Consider the following 4614-nt stretch of genomic DNA (forward strand, 5'->3'; position numbering starts at 1 on the left):
GTGACAATGTGGTCGTTCTCAAGGAAGCCAAGAATGTCGAGAATGCCAAGCTGTTCCAGAACTTCATCATGGATCCGGAAAATGCCGCCGGGCTGTCGGCTTTCCATCGCTACGCCAATGCCATCACCGGTTCGGACAAATACATGCCGGCCGACATGAAGGATGCGCCCGAAGTGGTCATTCCGGCCGATGCCAAGCCGCAAGCCGAGCTGCAGCTGATGTGCCCGCCGGACGTCCAGGAACTCTACACCAAGATCTGGACCGAACTGCAGAAGTAGCCGCATCGTGACGGACCCGGCGGCAGGCGCCGCCGGGTCCGTTTTCATGTCGTCGGGACATTGATCATGGATTCCTACCGCAACTCGGATCCGCGGCCGCCGATCATGCAGGGCTCGCCGCCCAGGCTGGTGCCGCCGAAGCTCGACTGGGACCGGCCGCCGTGGAACCGATGGGCATTCCAGCATATCCGCGAGTTCCTGCCGACCGTCGAAGTCTGGCGTGGCCACGGCCATCGCCATCGTTTCGAACGGGCCGAGGTCGATCTCGACGCATTGCCGGTGGAGGACAGCACAGGTGCGCCGACGACGCTCGCCGGGCTGCTCGACGAGACCTACACGGACGGATTCCTGGTGCTCAAGGACGGCAGGATCGCCTATGAGCGCTATTTCAACGGGATGGACGAGCGCACGCTGCACCTGTCTCAGTCGATGGCGAAGTCTGTCACCGGCTCGGTATTCGGCATCCTCGTCGGGCGAGGACTGATCGATCCGGCAAAGCCGGTCACCAGCTACCTTCCGGAACTCGGCGCGACCGCCTGGACGGGCGCCAGCGTGCAGCATGTGCTCGACATGACGACGGGCGTGCGCTTTTCCGAGGAATACACAAATCCCTGCTCAGAGATCGCCCAGGTCGACGTCGCCACCGGCTGGAAGCCGGTGCCGCCCGGCAGCGACCCATCCTTCCAATGGCCGTCGCATCTGTTCGAGCTGATCCTGCGGCTTAAGGACAAGGTGCGACCGCATGGCGAGGCGTTCGAGTATCGCTCGATCGAGACCGATGTGCTGGCCTTCATCATGGAGCGGGTGACCGGCAAGCGGCTGGCGCAACTGGTTTCCGAGGAACTCTGGCAAAAGCTCGGCGCGGATGAAAGCGCCTGCTTCACCGTCGACAGCGCCGGCTATGCGCTCGCCGACGGCGGCTTCAACGCGACGCTGCGCGACTACGCCCGCTTCGGCAAGCTGATCCTGGACAATGGCGGCGGCGTGGTGCTGGCCGAGTGGATCGAGGCGACGCGCACCGGCAGGCACGGCCCGGGCTTCAATCCCAGCCTGCCCGAAGGCAGCTACCGCAACCAGTTCTGGATCGAGGATCCGCGCTCGCGCGCGCTAATGTGCCGGGGTGTGTTCGGGCAGCTTATCCACATCGGCTGGGACAACAGAATGGTCGTGGTGAAGCTTTCGACCTATCCGGATTTCACCAACACAGCCTATTCGGTGGCGACGCTGAAGGCCGTGCACGCCATAGCCGCCGCGCTGGCCTGACCCACAAGCAAGCAGAGGATCCCGGAGACCGTCATGACCGGCAGGACCGCGTTCGAGACAAGATATGGCTTTGCCCGCAACGCGGTGCTGCTCTCCAACTGGCGCGAAAGCCCGTTCAATCGCTGGTCGTTCCAGAATGTCGGCGAGCTGGTGCCGAGCGCGCCCTTCGCATCCGCCAGCGGCAGCGAGGCGCCCCCGCAGGCGCTTGGCGGGCTGCTCGACGAAAAGGTCGCCTCGGCAAATGCGCCGGAAACGGTCGCGGCATTTCTCCAGCGCTCGGATACCGATGCGCTGACCATTATGAAGGGCGGCAAATGGGTCGGCGACTGGTTGGCGCCGCATATGGAATTTGGCGCCCGCCACATCATCTTCTCGATCAGCAAGTCGTTCACCGCCATTCTCGCCGGCATACTGGAAGGCGAGGGGGTGTTCGACCCGGAAGCGCCCGTCGTCAACTACATCCCTGAGGCCAAAAGCTCTGCCTATGGCGATGCAAGCTGCCGGCACGTGCTCGACATGACCGTCAGCCTCGATTTCGAGGAGGCCTATCTCGATCCCGAGAGCGCATTTGCCCGCTATCGCCGCGCCACGCTGTGGAATCCGGGCGGCGGGTCCGAAAGCCTCAAGGCGTTTCTCCTGACGTTGCAGCGTCTCGGCGAGCCACACGGCCGGACCTATCGCTACCGCTCGCCCAATTCCGATTTGCTCGGCGCGCTGCTGGAGCGGGCGTCGGGCCAGCGCATCGCCGATCTTCTGCGAGATAAATTGTGGCTGCCGCTCGGCGCGACGAGCGAGGGCTCGATCGCCGTCGACATGGAAGGCACGGCGCGCACCGCCGGCGGTATTTCGGTGACGCCGCGCGACCTGGCGCGGGTCGGCGAGATGATGCGGCAGGGCGGCATGGCCAATGGCCGCCGCATCGTGCCGGATGCCTGGGTCCGTGACACGGTTTCAACCGGCGGCAGCTTCGAGGCCTGGCAGCGCGGCACGATGGCGTTTCTCTTTCCCAAGGGCCGCTACCGCAACAAATGGTACCAGACCGGTCACGACAGCGGCGCCTATTGCGGTATCGGCATCCACGGCCAGTGGCTCTATGTCAATCCGCGGGACGAGGTGGTGATCGCCAAGATGTCGTCGCAGCCGGAGCCTGTCGACGACCGGCTCGATGTCGAGCTGGTGGCGTTCTTCGAGGCGCTGAGCCGGATGGTCTAAGCCGTTCCAGGCGGCCCGCCTTCGCAACCCTTTTCTGTGGAACCTCGCTGCAGGGGCTGAACAGCGCGGTTGGCGAGGACGGCATCCCGGCCTATGGTCGCCGCTCTTTTCGACAGGGACCGGCATGGCATCCGACATCAAGCGCATTGCGGCAATCATAGCGTCCGAGATCGGCGCGCGGCCCGAGCAGGCGGCGGCGGCGATCGAGCTTTTGGACGAGGGCGCGACTGTTCCCTTTGTCGCGCGCTACCGCAAGGAAGTCACCGGCGGGCTCGACGACACGCAGTTGCGCGACCTTGCCGAGCGTCTGGCCTATCTGCGCGAGCTCGACGCGCGCCGCGAGACGATCCTCGGTTCGATCCGTGAGCAGGGCAAGTTGACCGCGGAGCTCGAGGCCAAGATCAATGCCGCGGCAACCAAGGCCGAGCTGGAAGACATCTACCTACCCTACAAGCCGAAGCGGCGCACCAAGGCGGAGATCGCCAGGGAGCGGGGGCTCGGGCCGCTGGCCGAGGCGATCCTCGCCGACCGCGCGGCGGTGCCCGCCGATCTCGCGCTCGCCTACATCACCGAAGAAGTGGCAGACGCAAAGGCCGCGCTCGAGGGCGCGCGCGACATTCTGTCGGAACAGTTCGCCGAGAATGCCGATCTGGTCGGCAAGCTGCGCGCCTATATGAAGGAGCGTGCCTTCCTGCGCGCCAGGGTCGTCGACGGCAAGCAGGAGGCGGGTGCGAAGTTCTCCGACTATTTCGACCATGTCGAGCGCTGGGCGAACGTGCCCAGCCATCGGGCGCTCGCCATGTTGCGCGGCCGCAACGAGGAGGTGCTGTCGCTCGACATCGAGGTCGATGCCGACGATGCCTCGCCGGTGAAGCCGGCCGAGCGCATGATCGCCAATGCCTATGCGATCGGCGGCAGCCTGCCGGGCGACCGCTGGCTGATGGAGGTCGCCGGCTGGACCTGGCGCATCAAGCTGTCCCTGCATCTGACGCTCGACCTGATGCGCGACCTGCGCGAGCGCGCCGAGGAAGAGGCGATCCACGTCTTCGCGCGCAACTTGAAGGACCTGCTGCTCGCGGCGCCCGCCGGTTCGCGGCCGACGATGGGGCTCGATCCCGGCATCCGCACCGGCGTCAAGGTGGCGGTGGTCGACGGCACCGGCAAGCTGGTGGCGACGACGACGGTTTATCCGTTCCCGCCCAGGAACGATGTGCGCGGCACGCAGGCCGAGCTCGCCGCGCTCATCCGCCAGCACAAGGTCGAGCTGATCTCGATCGGTAACGGCACCGGCAGCCGCGAGACCGAGAAGTTGGTCGCTGACATGCTGTCGGACCTGCCAGCCGGTTCCGGCCCGAAGCCGCTCAAGGTGATCGTCAGCGAGGCGGGCGCTTCGGTCTATTCGGCCTCGTCGACGGCAGCGGCGGAATTCCCCGGCCTCGACGTGTCACTGCGCGGCGCCGTGTCGATCGCTCGCCGCTTGCAGGATCCGCTTGCCGAACTGGTCAAGATCGAGCCGAAGTCGATCGGCGTCGGCCAATATCAGCACGATGTCGACCAGTACCGGCTCGGCCGCTCGCTGGAAGCGGTGGTCGAAGATGCGGTGAATGCCGTCGGCGTCGATCTCAACACGGCGTCGGCGCCGTTGCTGGCACGGGTTTCGGGGCTAGGCCCATCGCTGGCCGAAGCGATCGTTGCGCATCGCGATGCGACCGGGCCGTTTGCCAGCCGCAAGGACCTGCTCAAGGTGGCGCGGCTCGGACCACGTGCCTTCGAACAGTCCGCCGGCTTTTTGCGCATTGCCAATGGCGCCGAGCCGCTCGATGCTTCCTCGGTGCATCCCGAAGCCTATGGCGTGGCGACG

General features: G+C 65.6%; 3 protein-coding genes and 1 pseudogene. All 4 read left to right on the forward strand.

The genetic code is table 11. The features are described from left to right. Positions 1–278: pseudogene (locus EN781_RS26620) on the forward strand (putrescine/spermidine ABC transporter substrate-binding protein); the annotation flags it as partial. A gap of 66 nt (positions 279–344) precedes the next feature. Continuing rightward, a complete protein-coding gene (locus tag EN781_RS26625) occupies positions 345–1541 on the forward strand; it encodes a serine hydrolase (protein WP_126058512.1) in 1197 nt (398 codons plus the stop codon). A 33-nt stretch (positions 1542–1574) separates the two neighbouring features. Further along, entirely contained in the window at positions 1575–2753 is a 1179-nt protein-coding gene (locus tag EN781_RS26630) for a serine hydrolase (RefSeq protein WP_126058513.1), read from the forward strand. Between the two features lie 124 nt (positions 2754–2877). Next, a partial coding sequence (locus tag EN781_RS26635) for a Tex family protein (RefSeq protein ID WP_145965636.1) occupies positions 2878–4614 on the forward strand: 1737 nt, incomplete at its 3' end.

Origin of the sequence: Mesorhizobium sp. M4A.F.Ca.ET.090.04.2.1, assembly GCF_003999085.1 — a bacterium.
Taxonomy (GTDB): domain Bacteria; phylum Pseudomonadota; class Alphaproteobacteria; order Rhizobiales; family Rhizobiaceae; genus Mesorhizobium.

Excerpts from the sequence above, each read along its gene's own strand:
- EN781_RS26630 (WP_126058513.1), top strand. The coding sequence starts at position 1,575 with ATGACCGGCAGGACCGCGTTCGAGACAAGATATGGCTTTGCCCGCAAC.
- EN781_RS26625 (WP_126058512.1), top strand. The coding sequence starts at position 345 with ATGGATTCCTACCGCAACTCGGATCCGCGGCCGCCGATCATGCAGGGC.